Origin of the sequence: Serratia sp. NFX21 (genome assembly GCF_048517035.1) — a bacterium.
Taxonomy (GTDB): Bacteria; Pseudomonadota; Gammaproteobacteria; order Enterobacterales; family Enterobacteriaceae; genus Serratia; species Serratia quinivorans.
This window is the reverse complement of sequence record NZ_CP183196.1, coordinates 2,366,954-2,390,782: the sequence shown is the minus strand read 5'-3', so window position 1 is coordinate 2,390,782 and position 23,829 is coordinate 2,366,954. Positions and strand designations below refer to the sequence as shown.

Here is a 23,829-nt window from a genome sequence, read left to right as displayed (position 1 = left end):
ATTCCGTATGAGCGTATTGAACATTCTTGAAGAAAAATTGGCCGAAACCAAAAGACAGGGCCGCTTCCGTGAGTTCCTCAATCTGGAACGCAGCGTGCTGGACAAACCCTGGGCCACCAGCCACGGTCAGAACGGTGAGCGCCGTCTGAACGTCTGGTGCTCCAATGACTATCTGGCGATGAGCCATCACCCTAAAGTCATTCTGGCCACCACCGAAGCAGTGAACCGCGTCGGGCTGGGCACCTGCGGCGCACGCAGCATTTCCGGCACTTCTGTCTATCACAGTGAATTGGAAACCCTGTTAGCCAGCGCCTATGGCAAAGAGTCGGCGCTGCTGTTTACCACCGGGTTCGGTGCCAATGACGCCACCTTGTCCACCCTGTGTGATGCCATTCCCGATCTGATTGTGTTTTCCGATGAGCTGAACCACGCCTCGATGATTTACGGCATCCGTTACAGCAAGGCGGAGAAAAAGATCTTCCGCCACAATGACGTGGCCCATCTGGCCGAGCTGCTGCAGGCCGCCGACCCGCATCGGCCCAAACTGATCGCCTTCGAGTCGCTTTATTCAATGGACGGCGACTTTGCGCCGCTGGCGCAAATTGTGGAACTGGCTGAGAAATATCAGGCGCTGACCTATTTGGACGAGATCCACTCTGCCGGCGTTTACGGTCATCGCGGGTTGGGCTATGCCGAACAACTTGGCCTGTTGGACAAAATCACCATTATCCAGGGCGGTTTTGGCAAATCTTACGGCGCTGCCGGTGGCTACATCGCCGCCCCGCGCGTGGTGGTTGAAGCGGTGCGTAGCTGGTCGCCGGCGTTTGTCTTCAGCACCTCGTCCCCCGCTCCGGTGGTGGCGGCCGCGCTGGCCAGCTTCAAATACAACCTGGAGCATGACAATCAGCGCAAGCATCTGCTGGCGATCATCGACCACTTGAAGTCCGGCCTGCGCGACGCCGGCATTCCGCTGGTTTCGGAGGACAGCCACATTCTGCCGCTGCTGGTCGGCGATCCACACCGCAACAAGCACATCAGCAAGCAACTGCTCGACGAGTACGATATTTACGTGCAGCCGGTGAACGCCCCAACGGTACCGGCCGGTAGCGAGCGTTTGCGCGTTACGCCGACCTCTGCCCATACTCATGAGGACGTGGAATATTTCCTGGCGGCGTTAAGCAAAGTCTGGGACGCCAATCAGTTACGGAGAGCAGGATGAAGTTGACGGACTATAACGGCCATTTTCTTACGCTGTGTCTGATGGCGACCGGCACCTTTGCCATCGGGACCGACGCGTTTATTGTCGCCGGTATCCTCGACGAGATATCCGGCACCTTTGCCGTCAGCCCCGCGCAAGCGGGGCAGTTAATCTCGGTATTTGCCCTGGCTTATATGCTGTTTGCCCCGCTGACCGCCTGGCTGCTGGGGAACCTCAACCGCAAACATATTTTGCAGTTGGCCCTGGTGTTATTTATCGCCGGTAATCTGGTCTGTGCCTATGCCGACAGTTTTTTGCAAATGTCTGCCGGGCGGGTGCTGGCGGCGCTGGGCGCGGCCTGCTATACGCCACAGGCCGCAGCCGCCGCGGTTGGGCTGGTATCGGAGAAGCGCCGCGGGCTGGCGATATCTATCGTTTACGGCGGCATGACGCTGGCCATCGCCCTTGGCATTCCCTTCGGCACCTTCCTGGCAAAGTTGATCGGTTGGCGGGAAATCTTTTTGCTGATCGCCCTGTTGGGCGCGGTCTCACTGCTGGGGCTGTCGCTGGCGCTGAGCACCATCGCGGCACCGGGTAAACACACGCTAAAAGAGCGGCTTGCTCCGCTGCGGCAAAAAGCGGTGCTGACCACCCTGCTGATTACCTTTTTCGCCGTCTGTTCCGAGCATATCGTTTACAGCTATGTGAGCGTATTGCTGAAAAACACCCAGTTTGGCCCGGAGGCCATTTTGCCGATTGCGCTGCTGGTGTTCGGTATCGGCGCCGTTATCGGTAACTTCGTTTCCGGCCTGTTAACCGATACCTTCGGCAGCAAGTTTGTGCTGCTGTTTTCGGTATCGGTGCAAACCGTTTCGCTGTTCCTGCTGGCCTTTTACGTCAGTTCCCCCTGGTGGGTACTGGCGATTTTTCTGGTCTGGGGCATTACCGGCTGGATGTATCTGGTGCCGATCCAGCACCACTTGTTGTCGCTGTCCAAACGCTTTGGCGCGCTGACCGTTTCACTCAACAGCTCGGTACTCTATGCCGGCATCGCGGCGGGTGGCATGCTGGGTGGCCTGACGCTGTATGCGCTGCCTGCCTTTTATCTCCCCTTGTTCTCGCTGCCGCTGGGGGCTATCGCCCTGCTGCTGACGCTATTTTTCTTCCAGGGGGAAAAAGCCAATGAGTGATCTGCCCCTCCCGGTGCGGTATGAGCAAAATGACGGCATTGCCGTGATTACCCTGAACCGACCGGAAAAAAAGAACGCCATCAATCTGGCGATGGCGCAACTGATCCAGGGCTATCTGCAACGGGCCGAACAGGATGATGCCGTTCGGGTGATCGTGCTGACCGGCCTGCCGCAAATATTTTCTGCCGGAATGGACGTCCGGGCCTTCCAGCAGGGAGAGCTGCCGGTGGTCGAACCTGAAGGATTTGGCGGTCTGGTGCATGCCCAGCTCACCAAGGTGATTATTGCCGCAGTCGATGGCATCGCCTTCGGCGGCGGTTTCGAGATAGCGCTGGCCTGCGACCTGATCGTCGCCAGCCACAGCGCACAGTTCAGTTTCCCGGAAACCGGGCTGGGATTGATTGCCGCACAGGGAGGCTGTTCACGGCTGCCAGCGCGCATCTCACCCTATATCGCTCTCGAGTGGTTACTGACCGGCCGAATCATCAGCGCGCAGGAAGCCTGGCAACAGGGTGCCATTTCCCGCATCAGTGAGGGCAGCGCGCACGAGGAGGCACTGACTCTCGCCCGGCAGATTGCACAAAAAAATCCGCTGGCGAGTCAGGCGGTGAAGGCCATCGTCCGCCAAGGTTTGAACCGGCATGAAGCCGCTTCCTTTGACTATCAGCAAGGCTGGGTGGAGCGGGTGCGCCAGGCCGCGGCCAAATCCTTTTAAGAACATTCTTAGTGAATGGCAATCATTCGCAGTCTAATTTTTAATCACTACAAGACAGTGCTTGAGAAGCCATTAACCCCGCTCTGCGGGGCTTTTTTTTGCTGATTAGGATTTTACGGCGGAAAAAGGCTGCATAAACAGGAAGGTACAGGGTTTACTCTGGTGCTGATTGATCAAGGGCACCAAACGCCTGAAGTGTTCCGTTTGGCAATGGGCGTCCAGCGCGGCGCGATCGGGCCACTCCTCGACAAAAATAAAATGCCCAGCATCCTGGTGATCGATAAACAACTCATAGGAGAGGCAAAGTGGCTCCTGCCGGGTTTTCTCCACCAGTTCCTGATACAGCGGCATCACCGTTTCAACACAATCGAGCTTGATAAAATCTTCAGCAATCACTTTTAACATTGTTACCTTCCTTGTTTTTATCTCAGACGCATCACCATGGGTAACCACCCAATCTCATCAGGATGAACCTATTCAGTTAACAAAACCTAATTGACCATTTATTGAAGTTACGAATGGGACACTGGTCACCAGAGAATACATTTTCACAGGTGGCCAATGGAACAACTCACACAAATTATCGCCAAATACAGCCCGGAGCCTGAATTCCTGTTGTTGATTATCTTTTTATTTTCGCTGGGAAAGTCAGTGATTTTTATTTCTTCGCTGCTGCCACCGGCTTCGGTCACGCTGATGCTGGGTATCGTCGCCGGTAAAAGCATGCTCCCCGACGTCCATGTCTGGGCGGCGATTACCCTGGGCGCCCTGCTCGGCTCCGTATTGTCCTTCCATTGTGGCGCGCTGTTCTGCCAACGCGAACCCGGAAAGTGGCTGCCGACCCGATACCGGCAGGCACTGCTCAAAACAAAATCCGCATTGCAGCATAAAGGGTGGGTGCTGTTGTTTATGTCGCGTTTTTTGGCGGTAATGCGCTACACCGTACCGCTGGTCGCCGGCATCATTGCTCTGCCGCTCAGGCAGGTTTATTGCGCCAGCGCGCTGTCCGCCGGGATTTGGGCGGTGGGGTTGATGTTGGTTAGCCGGGTGTTTTGAACCGCCTGGCCTCTGGCTTTCGAACTCCGGGTAGCCCGCGCGCCTATAGCAGCTCTGAAGAAGCACCGGGATCCCATTATCAATTTTGCAGGGAATCGGGGTTGCAAGACGGCTCGAAAAGGTGGCTTCGAAAGCCCAGCCTGCGTCAGATCACTTAACTGAATATTCACGCCGGAAGGATGCCATTTTTGTGGGACGAGTCTCAATTAAGTATTATTCTTAAAAAACGCTGAAGAAAAAAAACCGCTAACAAATTGATTTGGTTGATAAGTAACACGCAAGCCAGCCTTGTAATCAATTGATTACCCCCCAGAGCACTTCCCGCCGAGCTTACGACCTTACTCGTCGACCTCTTCACTGCTACCCCCGAATGTCAAACGCTTACACCCATTAGTTTTTCTCATGCGATGTTTTTAACCCTCTGTTTTATCAACAAGATAAGTCGCATCAGGGCTGTTAATCTGCCCAGACCCAGAGTAATCTTCCGCCCCCGAGACGTCCGATTTGCCTCCGCAGTGTAAAGAACAATCGACTTTTATCCCTCGCATAAATGTTGTAAACATGTTGCACAAAGGTGGCGTTATTGCACTACCTTACTAAATCTGGCACAACCAGATAATCGTATAAAAAAGAGCCACTTCAGAGCTCACTATTTCACTCATGACAGGTAAAACAGGACATCATCAGATGGTAGATCACTCTAAAATAGCCGCAGAGGCCGCGCCAGAATCAGAAGATCATCTACGTCGAAACCTAACTAACCGACATATTCAACTGATCGCCATCGGCGGTGCTATAGGTACGGGTCTGTTTATGGGTTCCGGCAAAACCATCAGCCTGGCCGGGCCTTCGATCATCTTCGTGTACATGATTATCGGCTTTATGCTGTTCTTCGTGATGCGCGCCATGGGCGAGCTGCTGCTCTCCAATCTGGAATATAAATCCTTCAGCGATTTCGCCGCCGATCTGCTCGGCCCCTGGGCCGGCTTCTTTACCGGCTGGACCTACTGGTTCTGCTGGGTGGTCACCGGTATTGCCGACGTGGTGGCGATCACCGCCTACGCACAGTTCTGGTTCCCCGGACTGTCACAGTGGATCGCTTCGTTGCTGTGCATATTGCTGTTGCTGGGCCTGAACCTGGCGACGGTGAAGATGTTTGGTGAGATGGAATTCTGGTTCGCGATGATCAAAATCGTCGCCATTGTCGGGCTGATCATCGCCGGGCTGGTGATGATCGCCATGCAGTTCCAGTCACCAACCGGCACCGTCGCGTCGTTCTCACACCTGTGGAATGACGGCGGTATGTTCCCGAAAGGCATCAGCGGCTTCTTCGCCGGCTTCCAGATTGCGGTGTTCGCCTTTGTCGGCATTGAGCTGGTGGGCACCACCGCGGCTGAAACCAAAGACCCGGAAAAAGTGCTGCCGCGCGCGATTAACTCGATTCCTATCCGCATCATCATGTTCTACGTGTTCGCCCTGATCGTGATTATGTCGGTCACGCCATGGAGTTCCGTGGTCGCCGACAAAAGCCCGTTCGTAGAACTGTTTGTGCTGATTGGCCTGCCTGCGGCGGCCAGCGTGATCAACTTTGTGGTGCTGACCTCCGCCGCCTCTTCCGCCAACAGTGGCGTGTTCTCCACCAGCCGCATGCTGTTCGGTCTGGCGCAGGAAGGCGATGCACCCAAGTCGTTCGCCCACCTGTCCAAGCGGGCGGTGCCGGCTAACGGCCTGACCTTCTCCTGTATCTGCCTGTTGGGTGGGGTGGTGCTGATTTACCTGATCCCGAACGTGATGACGGTCTTCACGCTGGTAACCACCGTCTCGGCGATCCTGTTTATGTTTGTCTGGACCATTATCCTGTGTTCATACCTGGTTTACCGTAAGCAACGCCCGGCGCTGCACCAGAAATCAATCTACAAGATGCCGGCCGGCAAGCTGATGTGCTGGGTCTGTATGGCGTTCTTCGCCTTTGTGTTGGTGTTGCTGACGCTGCGCGAAGACACCCGTCAGGCGCTGATCGTCACGCCGCTGTGGTTTGTGGTGCTCGGTCTGTCTTACGTGTTCCTGCGCAAAAAGAAAACCGCTTAACATTCCCCGGGGGATAGTTCGCTATCCCCCTGCTTCATGCGCCTGGCGCGGCCGAATACCCTCGATAATCACCCGCTGCACGTTCTCCACCGTCTGCTGAAAAAACGCCTCATCGTCCAGAGTCTTGCCGGTCACTGCCTCCACCTGCACCCAAAAATCTGCGTAGTGCTGAGTGGTCGCCCACAGCATGAAGATCAGATGGTGCGGCTCTACCGCCGCGATATGGCCTGCGGCGATCCAGCGCTCAATCATCGCGGACTTCTCGTCCACCAGCGCCTTCAACCCGCCCTGCAGCTCTTGTTTCAGCAACGGCGCCCCCTGGATCATCTCCAGACAAAACAGCCGTGAGGCCTGCGGGTGCTGGCGAGATACCTCAAGCTTCAGGCGGATATATTCGCGAATCGCCTTCAGGGGCTCCTGATCGGCGCGCAGCGCCTTCAATGGTGCCAGCCAGACGTCGAGAATATCTTTCAGCACCGCCAGATACAGTGCTTCTTTGGAGGGGAAGTAATACAGCAGATTGGTTTTGGACACGTCGGCACGTTCTGCCACCTGGTCCAGACTGGTGCCATGAATACCGTACAGCGAAAAAAACTCCAGTGCCGCATTCAAGATAGCGCCGCGTTTTGCGGCTACCGCACGCGAGCGACGCGTGGGGGGTTTAACGGCTTGTGGCTTCACTGCGGCTCCTTGGCGCACCCTGATTCGGGCCAGCATAGCAAAGCCATTGGGTGAAACCCACGCTTTTACCTACCCCTTCCGAGTGATTTTCTGCACCTTTAATGAGCAGTTACGCCTGTTTTTTGTGCATGCCGTTTTGACCAAATGGTCTGTTTTAGACCACTCGCTCAACATGAAAATCACGAAAGAAAAACAATCCCTTGATAAATAAACCATTTTAAAAACTGGCACCGCCTTTGCAAAAGCCTCCGTATCCAGCGCCGTCCACAGAAAGCATTCAGGCGACGCATGATCCGTTCCACTAGCAACCGAGGTGTTCAAATGAAAATTGGCGTATTTATCCCGATCGGCAACAACGGCTGGCTGATTTCCAGCAATGCCCCGCAGTACCAACCGACGTTTGAACTCAATAAAACCATCGTGCAGAAGGCCGAGCACTACAACTTCGATTTTGCCCTGTCGATGATCAAACTGCGCGGTTTCGGTGGCAAAACCGAATTTTGGGATCACAACCTGGAGTCCTTCACCCTGATGGCCGGGCTGGCCGCCGTCACCTCACGCATCAAGATCTACGCCACTGCCGCCACTCTGACCATGCCACCGGCGATCGTCGCCCGCATGGCCTCCACCATTGACTCGATTTCCAACGGTCGCTTTGGCCTGAACGTGGTCACCGGCTGGCAGAAACCGGAATACGAGCAGATGGGCATGTGGCCGGGCGACGATTACTTCGGCCGCCGCTACGACTATCTGGCGGAGTACGTCAATGTGCTGCGCGATCTGTGGGGTACCGGTAAATCCGATTTCAAAGGCGAGTTTTTCCAGATGGACGACTGTCGCGTCAGCCCACAGCCGCAGGCGGACATCAAGGTGATCTGCGCCGGACAAAGCGACGCCGGCATGGCCTTCTCGGCCAAATATGCCGATTACAACTTCTGCTTTGGCAAGGGCGTCAACACGCCGACCGCCTTTGCACCAACCGCAGCACGCTTAAAAATTGCGGCGGATAGCGAAGGCCGCAGCGTGGCCTGCTACGTGCTGTTTATGATTATTGCCGATGAGACCGACGAGGCCGCCCGCGCCAAGTGGGAAAGCTATAAAGCAGGGGCCGATACCGAAGCCCTGGCCTGGCTGACCGAGCAAAGCGGCAAGGACACTAAATCCGGTGCCGACACCAACGTACGCCAGATGGCGGACCCCACCTCCGCCGTCAATATCAATATGGGCACGCTGGTCGGTTCCTACGCCAACGTGGCGCGCATGATGGATGAAATCGCCACCGTGCCCGGCACCGAAGGTGTGCTGCTGACCTTCGATGACTTCGTCACCGGGGTGGAAAACTTTGGCGAGCGCATCCAGCCGCTAATGAAAAGCCGCGCCTACGTTTGCCCACAGACTGCCGCAAGCCGCGAGGTGGCATAATGAAAATTGTTGAAAACCAACCGGTAGTACGTCGTCAGTCGCCGCAGGCCGAGGTTACGCTCACCCTGCCCGCCCGTCCGGAGGCTATCGCCTTTGCGCCGCAGGAAACCGCGCTGATCGTGGTGGATATGCAAAATGCCTACGCGTCGCAGGGCGGCTATCTGGATCTGGCCGGTTTTGACATCTCGGCCACCGCCCCGGTGATCGCCAACATCAAACGCGCTATCAGCGCTGCCCGTGCAGCCGGTATCAGGGTGATCTTTTTCCAAAATGGCTGGGACAACCAGTACGTCGAGGCCGGTGGGCAGGGTTCCCCCAACTGGCATAAATCCAACGCGCTGAAAACCATGCGTAAACGCCCGGAACTGATGGGCAAGCTGCTGGCCAGGGGCGACTGGGATTACGATCTGGTGGACGAGCTGCAACCGCAAGCCGGCGATATCGTGCTGCCGAAACCGCGCTACAGCGGCTTCTTCAACACCCAACTCGACAGCCTGCTGCGCTCGTATGGCATTCATCATCTGGTGTTTACCGGCATCGCTACCAACGTCTGTGTCGAGTCCACGCTGCGCGACGGTTTTTTCCTCGAGTATTTCGGCATCGTGCTGGCCGACGCCACTCACCAGGCCGGGCCACAGTTTGCCCAGCAGGCGGCGCTGTACAACATCGAAACCTTCTTTGGCTGGGTGTCGGACGTCGACAGTTTCTGTAATACGCTCGCCGCCCCGCTCAGCCAGACGGCATGAGTTTTGCTCGCCTTTAACCAAAATTGAATTTTCACCAGGAGCGCCACTATGCCAAAAACCATTATTACCCCGCCGGGCACCGGCAAACCGCTGGCCCCTTTCGTGCCCGGCACCCTGGCCGACGGCGTGGTTTACGTCTCGGGCACGCTGGCATTCGATAAAAACAATAGCGTGGTGCACGTCGGTGACGCTGCAGCGCAAACCCGTCACGTGCTGGAGACCATCAAAAGCGTGATTGAAACCGCCGGTGGCTGCATGGACGACGTGACCTTTAACTCGATATTCCTCACCGACTGGCAAAACTATGCCGCCATCAATCAGGTGTATGCAGAGTATTTCCCCGGCGACAAACCGGCGCGCTACTGCATTCAGTGCGGCCTGGTAAAGCCGGACGCCCTGATTGAAATTGCCACCGTGGCCCATATCGGCCGCTGAGTCATTATCCGCAGAGGACTGAGCATGTATTTTGAGATTTTGGGAAAAGACACGCCGTTGGCACCCACGCTGGTGCTGTCTGCCGGGCTGGGTGGCGCAGGCAGTTTTTGGCAACCGCAGATTAACGCGCTGGGCGAGCACTTCCGGGTGGTGGTTTACGATCACTTCGGTACCGCTCGCAGCAAAGGGAGCGTGCCGGACGGCTACAGCATGGCCGATATGGCCGATGAAGTGGCGCAGTTGCTGCGTTCACTCAACGTCGACTGCTGTTACTTCGTCGGCCATGCACTGGGCGGCATGATTGGCCTGCAATTGGCGCTCACTCATCCGCAACTGGTCGAAAAACTGGTGGTGGTCAACGGCTGGCCGACGCTGGACAGCCAGACCCGCCGCTGCTTCAAAGTACGTCAGGATCTGTTGCTCAACAGCGGCGTGGAAGCCTATGTGCGCGCCCAGCCGCTGTTCCTGTTCCCCGCCGACTGGCTGTCGCAGCACTCCGCCTTGCTGGATGAAGAGTTGCAGCACCAGACCGCACATTTTCAGGGCACCGAAAACCTGCTGCGCCGTCTGACTGCGCTGATGAATACCGATTTTCGTCCGCACCTGGCGGACATTACCACGCCAACCCTGGCGCTGTGCTCCCGCGACGATTTGCTGGTGCCCTATCACTGCTCGCATCAGTTGGCGGCCAGCCTGCCGAACGGCGAACTGGCCGAGATGGCCTACGGCGGCCATGCGATGAGCGTGACCGACACCGAGCACTTTAACCGCATCCTGCTGGGTTGGCTGTTGAAAACGCAAAACGCCCAAACCCGCCTGCAACCCTAGCCCGGAGACACAAAATGCAAAGCCAAACGCTGCTTGCCGATACGCCACTACAGTCGCCGTATGTAGAAAAACAGGACTTCCGCGACGCCATGGCGCGCCTGGGATCGGCAGTCAATATCATCACTACCGATGGCCCTGCCGGCCGGGCCGGTTTTACCGCTTCTGCTGTCTGCAGCGTCACCGACACGCCACCAACCTTGTTGGTGTGCCTGAACCGTTCCGCGTCGGTCTATTCGGTGTTCAAACAAAACCAGACGCTGTGCGTCAATACGCTGGCCGCGGAGCATGAGTCGCTGTCGAATCTGTTCGGCGGTAAAACCCCGATGGAGCTGCGGTTCTCCGCGGCACGCTGGTCTACGCTGGCGACCGGATCCCCCATCCTGCACGGTGCAGTGGTCTCATTCGACTGCCAGATCGGCCAGATTGTCAGCGTCGGCACCCACGACATTTTTTTCTGCCAGGCGCTGGCGCTGACGCGTAATGACGACAGCCACGGTCTGGCCTATTTCGACCGGCGCTACCACTCGCTGTTGAAACAATGATCGGCGCATAACCGCTCAAACACATTCACCTGCACCCTGAAATTTTGGAGATAACGATGGCGAATACCTGGTTTCCCCAATGGCGCATGAAACAAGGCAGTCTGGACGGTTCGATTGTCGCGCCCGATGAACGGCTTTCGCTGGCGCAAACGCTGGTGATGGGTTTGCAACATGCGGTGGCGATGTTTGGTGCCACGGTACTGATGCCACTGCTGATGGGCTTTGACGCCAACCTGGCCATTCTGATGTCCGGCATCGGCACGCTGCTGTTTTTCCTGGTGGTGGGCGGCCGGGTACCAAGCTACCTCGGTTCCAGCGCGGCGTTTGTCGGGCTGGTGATCGCTCTGACCGGTTACAGCGGCCAGGGCGCTAACCCGAATATTGCGCTGGCGCTCGGCGGCATTATCGCCTGTGGCCTGGTGTATCTGCTGATCGGCCTGGTGGTGATGAGCGTCGGTACCCGTTGGATCGAACGCCTGATGCCGCCGGTGGTGACCGGTGCCGTGGTGATGGCGATCGGCCTTAACCTGGCGCCTATCGCGGTGCGCAGCGTTTCAGCCTCCAACTTTGACAGTTGGATGGCGGTGACCACTATTTTGTGTATTGGCTCGGTCGCGGTATTCACCCGCGGGCTGATGCAGCGGCTGTTGATCCTGGTGGGATTGATCGCCGCCTATTTAATTTACGTGATAGCCACCAACGGCTTTGGGCTTGGCAAACCGGTGGATTACAGCGCACTAAGCCAGGCAGCCTGGTTCGGCCTGCCACAGTTCACCACGCCGGTGTTTAACCTGCACGCCATGTTGCTGATTGCTCCGGTGGCGATCATTCTGGTGGCGGAAAACCTCGGGCATGTCAAAGCGGTGGCGGGCATGACCGGCCGCGATCTTGACCCTTATATCGGCCGCACCTTCGTCGGCGATGGGCTGGCGACCATGCTCTCCGGTTCGGTGGGCGGTACCGGGGTGACGACCTATGCCGAGAATATCGGCGTAATGTCAGTAACCAAAATTTACTCTACGTTGGTGTTTGTCGCGGCGGCGTTAGTAGCGATTGTGCTGGGGTTTTCACCAAAATTCGGCGCGCTGATCCACACCATTCCCGGCCCGGTTTTGGGTGGCGCCTCGGTGGTAGTGTTCGGTCTGATCGCCGTCGCCGGTGCGCGCATCTGGGTGCAAAACAAAGTAGACCTGGGCGATAACGGTAACCTGATTATGGTTGCGGTCACGCTGGTACTGGGTGCAGGCGATTTTGCACTGACTATCGGTAACTTCACCATGGGTGGGATAGGCACCGCCACTTTCGGGGCCATTATCCTTAATGCCCTGCTGCGCAGGCGTAAAGCGCTGCCGCTGGCAGACAGTGCCGTACGTTAATAAATGACTATGGCCCGCTAAACGGGCCTTATTCGGCCAGCGCCGCCGCTTTCCCTTTGCGGCGAATACGCAGTTCGCTAACCAGCACCCCCAACACGATCAGTGCGCACCCCAACAGGGCGACAGCGGGCAAACGTTCGCCGGCAATACGCCCGACCAACCCGGCCCAGACCGGCTCACCGGCATAGATGACCGTGGCACGCGTTGGCGAAACGCTGCGTTGCGCCCAGTTCATCGTTACCTGAATGATGGCACTGGCGAGCCCCAGGCCAATCGCGCTGTACAACAAATAGCTGCTATACGGCGGTACCGACTCACCGGTAGGCACCATCATCAGGAACGAGGCCACTGAGGCGGTAGCCAATTGCACCACCGTCACCCGCTTGACATTGACCTTGCCCGCATAGGCACCAATCAAAATGATCTCGGCGGCCATGCCCAACGTGCCAATCAGCGTCAGTATCTCACCCACGCTGAGCGTCATATCGCTGCTGCTCGGCGCTGCCAGCAGCATCAGGCCGCTGAATGCCAGTAACACGCCGACCCAGGCCATCACCCCGGGAAAACGTCCCAATACCAACCACTGCAACAGCGGCACCATAGGCACATACATGGCGGTAATAAACGCCGACTGGCTGCTGCTGATGGTTTGTAGCCCCACGGTTTGCAGACCGTAGCCGAACATAATGGCAACGCCAATAAACACGCCCGCTTTCAGCTCATACCAGGTCAACCCGCGCAAACTGCGCAGGGAGAACAGCATCAACACCAACGTGGCCGCGGCGAAGCGCAAGCCAACGAAAAGGAACGGCCCGCTGACCTGCATGGCAAGATGCACCGCCAAAAAGGTGCCGCCCCAGATCATGGTGATGAAAATCAGCACCGCTTCCTGCCGCTTTATCTTGGGAATATAGGTTGAAATAAAGGATTTTTTTACTGCGGACACCGGCTTGCCCTTCCTGCTGGGTGCAATATAATGCACAGTTCCTGCCAGTATGAGGTAAAGCCTGCGGATGGGCAATACAGTGAACAACGGTAAACATGAAGCGCCCAAGGTACTGCAATACCTGAGCAGCAACCTGCGCGGTTATCGCCAGCAGGCGGGGCTTAGCCAGGTGGCGTTGGCAGAAAAATCCGACGTCAGCCGCCGCATGCTGGCCGGCATTGAGGCCGGTGACCGTAACGTTAGTTTAGCGGTGCTGGATAAGCTGGCCGACGCGCTGAATATTTCCTTCACCGATCTGATCCAGGCGCCCGAAACGCGCGGCAGCCATCTGGTGGGTGAACTGGCCTGGCAGGGAGTACAACCGGCAAGCCAGGCGCTGTTCGCCGCCAGTGTGCCCGCACGCCAACGGGTTGAACTGTGGGAATGGACGCTGATGCCGGGCGAGCACTACGACTCGGTACCGGATGCCGAAGGCTGGAGCGAAATTATCTACGTGATCGCCGGTAGCCTGACGCTGATACTGGAACAGCAAACCCTGACGCTGGAGGCCGGACAAACCCAGGTGTTCAACAGCGATCAGCACTATGCCTACGCCAACCGCAGCGAACAACCCTTGCGTTTTATCCGCAACGTTACTTTCTAGCCATCGGCACTGAGTTTCAGCCAATCGGCCAGCCGGGCCAGAGCACTGCCCGGCCGGATTTCCTGCGGCGTCAGCAAACAGTAACCACTGCCGTCTGGCATGAAGCCAAAAGGAGCGCTCAATAGCCCCGAGGCAACGTCATCACGCACCTGCTGCCACGGACCGATAGCGACACCTACCCCCGCCACCGCCGCCTGCAAGCTGAAGTAAAAGTGATCGAAACGTTGCTCCGGTCGCCCCTTGAGTGCCACACCCTGCTGCTGTGCCCACTGCAGCCAAGCGTCAGGCCGGGTCGCTGAGTGCAGCAATACGGCGTCATGGTTCAAGGAGGGCTGGCCATCATTAACGGCAATAAAACGCGGCACCATGTCAGATTTGCACACCGGCCCAACCCGCTCATCGAACAACGTCACGCTATGCAGCTTATCGCCCCAATCAAAATCGTTACGACGGATAGCGGCGCTAATACCGTCTTTAAACGAAAACGGCCCACCACCCGCAACCAACTGCAGGTTGATGTCAGGATGTGTCAGCTGAAAAGCCGGCAAACGCGGTATCAGCCAACGCATTAACAGCGTCGGCTCGCAAGATAATACCAGCGGTGCATCCTGTGCCTGCTGTCGCAGCGTTTGTGCCGTATGCTCCAGAATGCCAAACGCCTGTTGTGAAGCTTGCAGCAGCACTCTCCCGGCGGTGGTCAGATATACCCGCCGATGGCGACGTTCGAACAACGCAACGCCAAGTTCATCTTCCAGCGCCCTGACCGCTCGGCTGACCGCGCCGTGCGTCAGGCTCAGGCTGTTTGCCGCCTGGGTAAAGCTTTCCAACCGTGCCGCAGCCTCAAAACAACGCAAGCCCCCTAATGACAGAGGTCGGTTTATCTTGCGTGAGTTTTTCTCACCGATATCGTCAGTTTTCATCGTTTGTCACCGTCGATCATTCCTTTTATAAATCAGATACTCTCTTCTGATTTTTTATAGGATAACTATGACCGAACTCATCGCCGTCGTCACCATTACCTTACTCGCTGTCATCAGTCCGGGGCCAGATTTTGCCATGGTGTCACGCAACAGCCTGCTGCTTTCTCGTCGTGCCGGAGTGCTAACCGCCTGCGGTATTGGCGGCGGTGTTCTTATCCACGTCAGCTACACCCTGATCGGGGTCGGCGTATTGATCCAGCAATCGCTGTGGTTGTTCACAATGTTGAAAGCGATCGGTGCCGCCTACCTGATTTACCTCGGCGTCAGCATGCTGCGTAACGCCGGTGCAAGTGCAGCCGCCTCTTCAACCACACCGGCCGCCGTTAGCGATTTCGCTGCCCTGAAAACCGGATTTTTAACTAACGTATTGAACCCCAAAACCACCATTTTTATCGTTAGCCTGTTTATGCAAGTGGTTAACCCGCAGACACCGCTCGGCGTGCAAATCGGTTATGGGTTATTCATTGCACTTGCCCATATCCTCTGGTTCAGCACCGTCGCACTGCTGTTTTCGGCACCGGGCATCAATGCACGTCTGCTGCGGCTGCGTAAAGGCATCGACAGAGCGTTTGGTGGCTTACTGATCACCTTCGGGGCGCTGCTGGCCATCGCCGGGATAAAATAAAGCCGCAAGATAAGTTCAGTATTCACTTCTATGCTTAGGGGGGCATATCGTTCAATCACCAAAACGGAGAGTGGAACATGGCGAAAATATTGGTTCTTTATTACTCAATGTACGGACATATTGAAACCCTGGCGGAGGCGGTAGCGGAAGGCGCTCGCCGGGTCAGTGGCGTTGAAGTGACCCTGAAACGGGTGCCGGAAACCATACCGGCAGAGGCCTTTGCCAAAGCCGGCGGTAAACAAGACCAAAAAGCACCGGTGGCCAGCCCACAGGAGTTGGCCGATTACGATGGCATTATCTTCGGCACGCCAACCCGCTTTGGCAACATGGCCGGGCAAATGCGCACCTTCCTCGATCAAACCGGCGGCCTGTGGGCCTCGGGTGCGCTGTACGGCAAAGTGGGCAGCGTCTTCTCCTCCACCGGTACCGGCGGCGGGCAGGAACATACCATTACCTCCACCTGGACCACCCTGGCGCACCATGGCTTTATTATTGTGCCGATCGGTTACGCCACCCCGGAACTGTTTGACGTCTCGCATGTGCGCGGCGGTACGCCTTATGGCGCAACCACCATCGCCGGGGGGGACGGCTCGCGCCAGCCGAGCCAGGAAGAGCTGACCATTGCCCGCTACCAGGGCGAACACGTGGCGAAAATCACCGCCAAGCTGAAAAGTTAAGCGATAACCTTCTGTTACCTGCACTGCGGGGCCGTTGATTCCTTCGGCCCCATCTTGTTGCCAACCCGCAGCAAGGTTAAAATGCCGCTCAGCCTGCCATTCACTACCTGAACGTCACGGTCGAAATTCGTTCTGCCCGTCAATCACCGCCCTGTGCCCTGATGACGGGCGTTGTGTTTTTGCGCATAGCGAAGGGAAATAAGTCAGTGTCTAAAGATTTTGATGAACTAATAAGAGACATGGATCTTATTATTGAAAATGTAGACAGTTTCAAGGCTCTGGCCCCACGCGCACCCGAACCTCCTGTGACGCCGCCTGCGGTTCATCACTACGATTCGTTCTGCGAGAATGTGGCGCTGAAAGTGGTGCTGAAGGTTCTGCTCTCGTCGGTGGATAAAATCGTCAAGGTACAGATTGCCAATAAGGTCGAGCAGGAAATTGCCCAGATAGAACAGCAGGTAGTCCGCGCCGGTGGCGGGCCGGTATCGCCCGAAGATCTGGCTCAGATGACACAATACGTGCGCCGCACCGTCAACAACCTGTTGGAATAAACACCACCTGGGTTAAAAAACGTGCCAACCTTCGCAGACGATATGAATTTTTACGCCTTTTTTATATCGTCTGCCTTATTCTTTATATACTTAAAGAATAAATTGACTCATTGCCGACAGGCAACTCGGGCGCAAGTATGGTCAAGAATAAGCAGATTCTGGTCGTTATTCATCTTTGCAGTTTTTTAGTTTTCCTTTACAGCCTGTCAATGATTCCCCCTCTGTTGGTGGCATTGTTGTATAAAGAAAAAAGCGTTTTTTCTTTCTTCTATACGCTGGTGATTGCCGGTTCGCTCGGCGGTTTGGGCTGGTTTAGCACCCGTCAGTCCAGGGTACAGCTGCGCACGCAGGACGGTTTTTTAATCATTGTGCTGTTCTGGCTGCTGTTTTCCATGGTCAGCGCCCTGCCGTTATGGATGGACGACACGCTAAACATCAGCCTGACTGATGCCATGTTCGAAGGCGTTTCCGGTATCACCACCACCGGCGCTTCGGTGCTCAATGATGTTTCCGGCCTGCCTAAATCTTTCCTCTACTACCGCTCCCAGCTCAATTTTATCGGCGGCCTCGGCGTCATTGTGTTGGCCGTGGCGGTACTGCCCTTGCTCGGCATTGGTGGCGCCAAGCTTTATCAGTCGGAAATGCCCGGCCCGTTCAAGGAAGAACGCCTGACCCCGCGACTGGCCGACACTTCAAAAAACCTGTGGCTGATTTATCTCGGTCTGGGGTTGGCCTGCACGGTGGCGTTCCGCATTGCGGGCATGCAGTGGTTTGATGCCCTTTGCCACGGGATTTCCACCGTTTCACTCGGGGGGTTTTCCACCCGCAATGAGAGCCTGGGCTTTTACGATAGCTCGGCGGTGGAAATGGTCGGCGGGATTTTCTCTATCCTGGCGGCGGTGAACTTCACCCTGTATTTCGTCGCCGTAGGGCGCCGCAGCCTGAAGCCACTCTACAGAAACCCGGAACTGCGCTTTTTCCTGCTGGTGCTGTCAATTATCGTGGCGATTGTCTGCTTCGAGCTGTACCGCTCTGGCATGTACGGCGCCAAAGACTCCTTCGTACACGGTTTTTTCCTCACCAGTTCGATGATGACCGATAACGGGCTGGCCACCGCCGACTATACCAAAATGCCCTCTCACACCATTATGTTGCTGTTGGCGGCAAGCTTTTTCGGCGGTTGTGTCGGTTCTACCTGCGGCGGTATCAAGGCACTGCGTTTTCTGATCATGTACAAGCAGAGCCGGCATGAGATTAACCAACTGGTTCATCCCAACGCCATTTTCACCATCAAGGTTGGCAATGCGCCTATTCAGGATCGCGTGTTGCGTTCGGTCTGGAGCTTCTTCTTTCTGTATGTCTTCTTCAGCTGTTTCTTCGTTTGGCTGCTGAACCTGATGGGCTATGACCTGGTCACTTCCTTCGCCACCGTCGCCGCCTGTATCAATAATATGGGATTAGGCTTTGGTGAAACCGCCGCCGGGTTTGGTACGCTTAGCGATGCGGCCAAATGGCTGATGTGCTCGGCGATGCTGCTTGGCCGTCTCGAGATTTACCCTATGTTGATTTTGTGCTCCCGCGCCTTTTGGCGTTTTTGATACCTCGGCCCTGTCGCCGCACTGCCTGTTTTCATCAACTTTGCTGTACCAATGCTGACACATTCATAACGTGAATGTGTTGCATTGTTGTATTCGTTTCATTGCGATAAGTTAATTTCACTGTAAATACATACAGTATTATTTTAACTTATTGAGGATATGAATATGCGTTTTAACAAGATGTTAGCTCTGGCCGCCCTGCTGTTTACCGCTCAGGCTTCCGCCGAGGCGCTGGAATCGATCGACAACTGTGCCGTCGGTTGCCCAACCGGCGGCAGCAGCAATGTGTCAATCGTTCGCCACGCCTATACGCTGAACAACAACAGCACCACCAAGTTCGCCAACTGGGTGGCTTATCACATCACCAAGGACACGCCAGCCAGTGGCAAAACGCGCAACTGGAAGACCGATCCGGCGCTGAACCCGGCGGATACGCTGATCCCGGCGGATTACACCGGTGCCAACGCGGCACTGAAGGTCGACCGTGGGCATCAGGCGCCGTTGGCCTCTTTGGCGGGGGTCTCTGACTGGGAGTCGCTGAACTACCTTTCCAACATCACGCCGCAGATGGCCGACCTGAACCAGGGTTCCTGGGCACGGTTGGAAGATCAGGAACGCAAGCTGATTGACCGGGCAGACATCAGTTCGGTGTATACCGTGACCGGCCCGCTGTACGAGCGCAATATGGGTAAACTGCCGGGCACCCAAAAAGCACATACCATCCCCAGCGCTTACTGGAAGGTGATTTTTATCAATAACAGCCCGGAAGTGAACCACTATGCGGCGTTTCTGTTTGATCAAAACACCCCGAAAAACGCCGATTTCTGTCAGTACCGCGTAACGGTTAACGAAATTGAGAAGCGCACCGGGCTGATTATCTGGGCCGGTTTGCCAGAAGACGTGCAGGCGTCGCTGAAGGCCAAACCGGGCGTGCTGCCAGAACTGATGGGTTGCAAGAGCTAACGCATAAACCGGAAACCCGCTTCGGCGGGTTTTTTTATTCTTTACGTGCTGTTTTGTCAGAATACCTAAGCAAGTTTATTGCCGGAAAGTTATCGCCAAGTTAATATCCCGCCAAATTATTAGAAATAAAACCATAAGCAATGGAGTTATTCCATTGTTGATTATTTTTTATCCCTCTTTACCTGATCCCTTTTGCCTTATTCGGCACTAACACCTGTTGTGAGAAAAACACATGGAAAATTTGTTATCAGATGATGGTGGGCTACCAGCCAAAAATGGAACCGGTTTCAGTCGACGTGAAGTGCTGCTGGGGCTGGCCTCAACCCTGCTGGCAAGCTCGCTGCTCAGTTATCCTTTCCTCAGCCTGGCTGAACAACAAACTGCCTCGGCCAATCCGCTGCAGTTTGCCCGCTTCTTCAAAATATCCCAGACATTGACCGAACATAACGATATCGATCAGGGGATGTCTGCGCGTATTTTTACTGCGCTGCATAACCAAAGTCCCCAGTTCACTGCACAGGTTGAGCAACTCGGCGGCCTGCTGCAACCGGGCCAGAGCGCCCAACAGTTGCAACAGCAGGCCGTTCAGGCCGGCTTGCAGGATGTGGTCACCGCGATTATCACCGCCTGGTATACCGGCACCGTCGGCCATGGCCAAACGGCGCAGCTGATTGCCTACAAAGATGCGTTGATGTATCGCCCCGCCAGCGACGCGCTAATCGTTCCCACTTACTGCGGCAATGGACCGCTGTGGTGGACCGCAGCCCCGCCTGCCGTCAATGTTTCCTTGTGATCTAAGAGCCTTCTGATGAAAAAACCTGTATTTACCGCCGATGGCAACGCCTCGGCCGATATTGTGATCGTGGGCTCCGGCATCGTCGGCGGCATGATGGCCGATCAATTGGTCAGCCAGGGTTATTCTGTGCTGGTGCTGGAAGCAGGCTTGCGCATCGAACGCGGCCAGGCGGTAGAGAACTGGCGCAATATGCCTTTTGACAACCGCGCCGGCTCAGATTACCAGGGGCTTTACCCACAATCTGAATTCGCCACCGCGCCGCTCTATTTCCCGGAAAACAACTATGTTGCGCTGAGCGGCCCGAGCGCCGGCAGTTTCAAGCAGGGTTATCTGCGCACCGTCGGCGGCACCACCTGGCACTGGGCCGCCTCCTGCTGGCGCCACCTGCCCAGTGATTTCCAAATGAAAACGCTGTACGGCGTGGGCCGCGACTGGCCGATTTCCTACGACGAGCTGGAACCCTACTATTGCCGGGCCGAAGAAGAAATTGGCGTCGCCGGCCCCAACGATCCGCAACAGCAGTCCCCGGTTGAGCGCAGCAAACCTTACCCGATGGATATGGTGCCCTGGGCCCACGGCGACATCCGCTTTGCCGAGGTGGTAAACCCGCATGGTTACCGCTCCGTTCCCATCCCACAGGGGCGCAGTATCCATCCGTGGAAAGGCCGTCCGACCTGCTGCGGTAACAACAACTGCCAACCCATTTGCCCGATAGGCGCCATGTACAACGGCATTCATCATATTGAACGTGCTGAAATGAAAGGCGCGGTGGTGCTGGCCGAAGCGGTGGTCTACAAGATCGACACCGATGAACAAAATCAGGTGACGGCAGTCCATTGGCTGGACAACAAAAAACAGTCCCACCGGGCCACGGCCAAAGCTTTTGCGTTAGCCTGTAACGGCATAGAAACCCCGCGCCTGCTGCTGATGGCGGCTAATGAGCGCAATCCCAACGGTATCGCCAACGCTTCCGATCAGGTGGGCCGCAATATGATGGACCATTCGGGCTTTCACTGTACCTTCCTGGCGAAAGAACCGCTGTGGCTGGGGCGTGGCCCGGCACAAAGCAGTTGCCTGGTTGGCCCGCGTGACGGTGAGTTTCGCAAAGACTACTCGGCCAACAAAATGATCCTCAACAATATCAACCGGGTGGTACCGGCTACCCAGCAAGCGTTGGAAAAAGGCCTGGTCGGCAAAGAGTTGGACGCCGAAATCCGCCGACGCGCCGCCTATGGCGTCGATTTATCCATCAGCCTGGAACCGTTACCAGACCCCAACAACCGCCTGACCCTGAGTAAAACCCGGAAAGATGCTCATGGCCTGCCTTGCCCGGACATCCACTACGACGTCGGCGACTATGTGCGTAAGGGCGCAGAGGCCGCGCATAAACAGTTGGAGCACATCGGCCAACTGTTTGATGCCGATGAATTCAACATCACCACCAGCCTGAACGCCAATAACCATATTATGGGTGGCACCATCATGGGCCACAGCCCCGAAGACTCGGTGGTAGACGGCAATTGCCGTACTCATGACCATGCCAACCTTTGGTTGCCGGGCGGCGGTGCCATTCCTTCCGCCAGCGTGGTGAACAGCACCCTGACCATGGCCGCATTGGGCATCAAGGCCGCCGATGATATTGCGCGCCAGCTGGCGGTGAAATCATGAAAAAACAGCTAAAGCTGACGCTTTTGTCCCTGCTGTTACTCGGCAGTCGCGCCGCACAGGCGACAGACGACGGTGGTTTAAGCGGTGCGGCGTTGATTAAAAAAGGTGAACAGGTTGCCATCGCCTCCGACTGTCAGGCATGCCATACCAAACCGGAGGGCGGTGCGCCGTTTGCCGGCGGTTATGGCATCAGTTCCCCCATGGGGGTGATTTACGCCACCAACATCACCCCGTCCAACGTCGAGGGTATCGGCAGTTACAGCGAAGAGCAGTTTGCACGCGCGGTCAGGGACGGTATCCGTGCCGATGGCACCCATCTCTACCCCGCCATGCCCTATACCTCTTATACCCGCTTGAGCGACGCGGACATCAAAGCGCTGTATGCCTACTTTATGCACGCAGTGAAACCGGTCGATCAGAAAAATACGCTGACCGATCTGCCGTTTCCGTTCAATCTGCGCTTTAGCATGGCGGCCTGGAATCTGCTGTTTCTGAAAGAGGGGCGCTTTGCGCCAGACGCCGGTAAAAGCGAACAATGGAATCGGGGCGCCTATCTGGTCAATGGTCCTGGACACTGCGATACCTGCCACACCCCACGCAACCTGCTGATGGCTGAAGACGATAGTCAGGCCTTGGCGGGCGGTATGGTCGGCAGTTGGTATGCGCCCAACATCACCTCCGACCCAATCAGCGGTATTGGTGGCTGGAGCCAGCAGCAATTGGCGCAGTACTTGAAAACCGGCCAGGTGGCCGGTAAGAACCAGGCCGCCGGCGGCATGGCGGAAGCGATCGAAAACAGCCTGCAGTACTTTTCCGATGAGGATTTATCGGCCATCGCCGTTTACCTGAAAAGCACTGCCCCGATCAGGGACCGCCATGACAGCCAGGCGGCCGACAGCTATGGCAAGCCGACAAACGTTGAGCCTCAGTTGCGCGGGCTACACCCTGCCACGGCCAATAACACTCTGACCGATGGCGCCGCGCTGTTTAGCGGCAACTGCGCCAGTTGCCACCAGCCGGACGGCAGCGGCAGTAAAAATCAGGCTTACCCTTCGCTGTTCAATAACACGGCCACCGGTTCAGGTAACCCGGCCAACCTGATCTCGGCGATTCTGTTCGGCGTTGAACGAAGGGTCGGCGGTGAGCACGTGCTGATGCCGAACTTTGGCCCCCAGTCGTATGTTAATCCTCTAAACGACCAGCAGATTGCCGCTATCAGCAATTATGTCCTGCAGCAGTATGGCAATCCTGCGGTTAAGGTCAGCGCCACGGACGTCGCCGTATTGCGGCAAGGTGGCCCGATCCCGCTGCTGGCCCGGTTGCAGCCTTATATGGCTCCGGCAATCGGCTTGGCGGTACTGGCCTTGCTCATCCTGGTCTGGCTGGTAGGGAGAAAACGGCGTTAAATGCTGTGACTGCAGGCTGGGGAGCTATCCCCGGCTTGCAGGTTTGGCCGCAAGCCACGCAGGGATAGTTTTTGCCTTCATCCTGAGGAATTCGGCATGGGGCGCTTTTACTGAGTTTGATTTTCCACACGGGTGATGCCGTGTTTCTTCATCACTTCTTCCATGGTCAGATTTTCATCATCCGGCGTTTCGTCAATGACAACATCTTGCGGACGAACATAAGGTTTGGTGGCACGTTTAAACATCCACCACCAAACGAACACCAGAAACGCACCGGACTTCAGAAAGATCATGGTCCACAATGCTATTTGATACCAGGTCATCTCTATCTCCATGAAAGAGTTAAACGCGATCGCGTCGCGCTATTTTACCCTCTGTATGACTCTGATCAAGCGCCAACGGCACATCCCTCTGGTTCAAGCCGCTGTTATAGGGGTTTCTCTCATGAACTGCTCTACCCAGCCGCTAAAAGGCTCTTTCCTACCACTGACGCCCGGCAGCCGCAGTCTGCGGTGGTATTGAAGTACATACAGGCATTACTCGGCCAAGCTGTCTTTTCTCTTCGAAAAGAGTGAATTGTCTTTTCTGAGCGCCCTCTTTTCATATAGCGAAAACATCTAATAAAACCACTTAAAATAGCCGTTTTAACCAAAAAATGTTAATTAGCTCGTTTTTTCGCTATACTCGCCGAGTTAAATT

General features: G+C 56.1%; 25 protein-coding genes. 20 read left to right on the top strand and 5 right to left on the bottom strand.

What is annotated here, in order from left to right; genetic code table 11:
• Positions 1–7: 7 nt before the first annotated feature.
• Genes hemA through ACNT1W_RS11220 form a run of 3 tightly spaced genes read left to right on the top strand, consistent with a single transcriptional unit; the run spans position 8 to position 3,103 of the window.
• Positions 8–1,219 (top strand): 5-aminolevulinate synthase, encoded by a 1,212-nt coding sequence (gene hemA / locus ACNT1W_RS11230; protein ID WP_419246782.1) that lies wholly within the window; start codon positions 8–10, stop codon positions 1,217–1,219.
• Positions 1,216–2,388: an MFS transporter gene (locus ACNT1W_RS11225; RefSeq protein ID WP_261422716.1), complete on the top strand. Its 1,173-nt coding sequence runs from the start codon at positions 1,216–1,218 to the stop codon at positions 2,386–2,388. The genes hemA and ACNT1W_RS11225 overlap by 4 nt, the downstream gene beginning before the upstream one ends.
• The gene (locus ACNT1W_RS11220) at positions 2,381–3,103 is read left to right on the top strand and encodes an enoyl-CoA hydratase-related protein (protein ID WP_261098748.1); all 723 of its coding nucleotides are present in this window, start codon (positions 2,381–2,383) and stop codon (positions 3,101–3,103) included. Before ACNT1W_RS11225 ends, ACNT1W_RS11220 begins: the two co-directional genes overlap by 8 nt.
• A 105-nt stretch (positions 3,104–3,208) precedes the next feature.
• Here the strand turns inward: ACNT1W_RS11220 and ACNT1W_RS11215 are convergent, their stop codons facing one another.
• Positions 3,209–3,508, bottom strand: a complete 300-nt coding sequence (locus ACNT1W_RS11215) for a putative quinol monooxygenase (protein ID WP_012006252.1) — start codon at positions 3,506–3,508, stop codon at positions 3,209–3,211.
• 156 nt (positions 3,509–3,664) lie between these two features.
• Between ACNT1W_RS11215 and ACNT1W_RS11210 the strand changes: the two genes are divergently transcribed.
• Both ACNT1W_RS11210 and cycA read left to right on the top strand, forming a co-directional pair.
• Positions 3,665–4,159 carry a DedA family protein gene (locus tag ACNT1W_RS11210; RefSeq protein WP_261276929.1) on the top strand — a complete coding sequence of 165 codons (495 nt, stop codon included), beginning with the start codon at positions 3,665–3,667 and terminating at the stop codon, positions 4,157–4,159.
• 687 nt (positions 4,160–4,846) lie between these two features.
• A complete protein-coding gene (cycA, locus tag ACNT1W_RS11205; protein ID WP_026142302.1) occupies positions 4,847–6,247 on the top strand; it encodes a D-serine/D-alanine/glycine transporter in 1,401 nt (466 codons plus the stop codon).
• Positions 6,248–6,268: 21 nt separating this feature from the next.
• Here cycA and rutR read toward each other — a convergent pair whose 3' ends face one another.
• Positions 6,269–6,964 (bottom strand): HTH-type transcriptional regulator RutR, encoded by a 696-nt coding sequence (rutR, locus tag ACNT1W_RS11200; protein WP_329906279.1) that lies wholly within the window; start codon positions 6,962–6,964, stop codon positions 6,269–6,271.
• A 285-nt stretch (positions 6,965–7,249) separates the two neighbouring features.
• Here rutR and rutA point away from each other — a divergent pair, with 285 nt between their 5' ends.
• From rutA to rutG, 6 genes are read left to right on the top strand one after another with little or no spacing between them, the layout of a single operon-like run.
• A complete protein-coding gene (rutA, locus tag ACNT1W_RS11195) occupies positions 7,250–8,350 on the top strand; it encodes a pyrimidine utilization protein A (RefSeq protein ID WP_261098749.1) in 1,101 nt (366 codons plus the stop codon).
• A complete protein-coding gene (rutB, locus tag ACNT1W_RS11190) occupies positions 8,350–9,096 on the top strand; it encodes a pyrimidine utilization protein B (protein WP_329906280.1) in 747 nt (248 codons plus the stop codon). Before rutA ends, rutB begins: the two co-directional genes overlap by 1 nt.
• 48 nt (positions 9,097–9,144) lie before the next feature.
• On the top strand, positions 9,145–9,531 hold the full coding sequence (gene rutC, locus ACNT1W_RS11185) for a pyrimidine utilization protein C (RefSeq protein WP_261098751.1): 387 nt from the start codon (positions 9,145–9,147) through the stop codon (positions 9,529–9,531).
• A 24-nt stretch (positions 9,532–9,555) separates the two neighbouring features.
• Complete coding sequence (gene rutD, locus ACNT1W_RS11180) at positions 9,556–10,359, top strand: pyrimidine utilization protein D (RefSeq protein ID WP_012006245.1); 804 nt, start codon at positions 9,556–9,558, stop codon at positions 10,357–10,359.
• Between the two features lie 14 nt (positions 10,360–10,373).
• Positions 10,374–10,901 carry an NADH-dependent FMN reductase RutF gene (gene rutF / locus ACNT1W_RS11175; protein ID WP_012006244.1) on the top strand — a complete coding sequence of 176 codons (528 nt, stop codon included), beginning with the start codon at positions 10,374–10,376 and terminating at the stop codon, positions 10,899–10,901.
• Between the two features lie 56 nt (positions 10,902–10,957).
• Positions 10,958–12,277 (top strand): pyrimidine utilization transport protein G, encoded by a 1,320-nt coding sequence (gene rutG, locus ACNT1W_RS11170; protein ID WP_419246781.1) that lies wholly within the window; start codon positions 10,958–10,960, stop codon positions 12,275–12,277.
• Between the two features lie 28 nt (positions 12,278–12,305).
• On the opposite strand, the gene ACNT1W_RS11165 is transcribed toward rutG, so the two are convergent.
• Positions 12,306–13,223, bottom strand: coding sequence for a DMT family transporter (locus ACNT1W_RS11165; RefSeq protein WP_419246780.1), 918 nt, complete (start codon positions 13,221–13,223; stop codon positions 12,306–12,308).
• Positions 13,224–13,290: 67 nt separating this feature from the next.
• On the opposite strand from ACNT1W_RS11165, the gene ACNT1W_RS11160 reads away from it, so the two are divergent.
• Complete coding sequence (locus ACNT1W_RS11160; RefSeq protein WP_261422724.1) at positions 13,291–13,866, top strand: helix-turn-helix domain-containing protein; 576 nt, start codon at positions 13,291–13,293, stop codon at positions 13,864–13,866.
• On the opposite strand, the gene ACNT1W_RS11155 is transcribed toward ACNT1W_RS11160, so the two are convergent.
• The gene (locus tag ACNT1W_RS11155; RefSeq protein WP_419246779.1) at positions 13,863–14,786 is read right to left on the bottom strand and encodes a LysR family transcriptional regulator; all 924 of its coding nucleotides are present in this window, start codon (positions 14,784–14,786) and stop codon (positions 13,863–13,865) included. The genes ACNT1W_RS11160 and ACNT1W_RS11155 overlap by 4 nt on opposite strands.
• Before the next feature lie 67 nt (positions 14,787–14,853).
• On the opposite strand from ACNT1W_RS11155, the gene ACNT1W_RS11150 reads away from it, so the two are divergent.
• The 8 genes from ACNT1W_RS11150 to ACNT1W_RS11115 all read left to right on the top strand — a co-directional run bounded on the left by ACNT1W_RS11150 (position 14,854) and on the right by ACNT1W_RS11115 (position 23,130).
• A complete protein-coding gene (locus ACNT1W_RS11150; protein WP_419246778.1) occupies positions 14,854–15,471 on the top strand; it encodes a LysE family transporter in 618 nt (205 codons plus the stop codon).
• Between the two features lie 77 nt (positions 15,472–15,548).
• Positions 15,549–16,148, top strand: coding sequence for an NAD(P)H:quinone oxidoreductase (wrbA, locus tag ACNT1W_RS11145; RefSeq protein WP_012006238.1), 600 nt, complete (start codon positions 15,549–15,551; stop codon positions 16,146–16,148).
• 239 nt (positions 16,149–16,387) lie between these two features.
• A complete protein-coding gene (locus tag ACNT1W_RS11140) occupies positions 16,388–16,699 on the top strand; it encodes a hypothetical protein (RefSeq protein WP_017892346.1) in 312 nt (103 codons plus the stop codon).
• Between the two features lie 137 nt (positions 16,700–16,836).
• Entirely contained in the window at positions 16,837–18,297 is a 1,461-nt protein-coding gene (locus ACNT1W_RS11135) for a TrkH family potassium uptake protein (protein WP_419246777.1), read from the top strand.
• 165 nt (positions 18,298–18,462) lie between these two features.
• Positions 18,463–19,260 (top strand): DNA/RNA non-specific endonuclease, encoded by a 798-nt coding sequence (locus ACNT1W_RS11130; RefSeq protein ID WP_012006235.1) that lies wholly within the window; start codon positions 18,463–18,465, stop codon positions 19,258–19,260.
• A 232-nt stretch (positions 19,261–19,492) separates the two neighbouring features.
• Positions 19,493–20,053: a sugar dehydrogenase complex small subunit gene (locus ACNT1W_RS11125; RefSeq protein ID WP_012006234.1), complete on the top strand. Its 561-nt coding sequence runs from the start codon at positions 19,493–19,495 to the stop codon at positions 20,051–20,053.
• Between the two features lie 15 nt (positions 20,054–20,068).
• On the top strand, positions 20,069–21,724 hold the full coding sequence (locus tag ACNT1W_RS11120; protein WP_017892342.1) for a GMC family oxidoreductase: 1,656 nt from the start codon (positions 20,069–20,071) through the stop codon (positions 21,722–21,724).
• Positions 21,721–23,130, top strand: a complete 1,410-nt coding sequence (locus ACNT1W_RS11115) for a c-type cytochrome (protein WP_419246776.1) — start codon at positions 21,721–21,723, stop codon at positions 23,128–23,130. Before ACNT1W_RS11120 ends, ACNT1W_RS11115 begins: the two co-directional genes overlap by 4 nt.
• A gap of 107 nt (positions 23,131–23,237) precedes the next feature.
• On the opposite strand, the gene ACNT1W_RS11110 is transcribed toward ACNT1W_RS11115, so the two are convergent.
• Positions 23,238–23,453, bottom strand: coding sequence for a hypothetical protein (locus tag ACNT1W_RS11110; protein WP_012006231.1), 216 nt, complete (start codon positions 23,451–23,453; stop codon positions 23,238–23,240).
• Positions 23,454–23,829 lie beyond the last annotated feature (376 nt).